The sequence below is a fragment of the Vogesella mureinivorans genome (assembly GCF_007644035.1).
In the GTDB taxonomy this organism is placed as follows: Bacteria; Pseudomonadota; Gammaproteobacteria; order Burkholderiales; family Chromobacteriaceae; genus Vogesella; species Vogesella mureinivorans.
This window is the reverse complement of the sequence record NZ_VMTV02000545.1, coordinates 1-316: the sequence shown is the minus strand read 5'-3', so window position 1 is coordinate 316 and position 316 is coordinate 1. Positions and strand designations below refer to the sequence as shown.

Annotated in this window: 1 protein-coding gene; it reads left to right on the top strand. The window is 68.4% G+C overall.

Features of this window, described 5'->3' with window-relative positions:
• Positions 1 to 202, top strand: a 202-nt coding sequence (locus tag FLQ44_RS14475) for a helix-turn-helix domain-containing protein (protein ID WP_147694979.1), incomplete at its 5' end; no start/stop codon positions are given.
• Between the last annotated feature and the right edge of the window lie 114 nt (positions 203 to 316).

Here is a 316-nt window from a genome sequence, read left to right as displayed (position 1 = left end):
GATCGCCAACATGCTGGGGGTGCGCCGCGAGGGCGTGACCGAGGCGGCAGGGCGGCTGCAGAAGATGGGCGTGATCGAGTATCACCGCGGGCACATCAGCGTGCTCGACCGCCCCCGTCTGGAAACCCTGTCCTGCGAGTGTTATGCCGTGGTGCGGGCCGAGACGGATCGTCTGATGCCCTACGTGGTGCGGCCGCGCTGAGTGCGCCAGGACAAGGCTGAGGCGTTCAGCCTTGTCGCGCGCCGCGAAGGGCGCGCGCGGAGCGGTCACGCAGGCACTTGATCCTGTATGACCGAGCGAAGCGAAGGCGTCGCA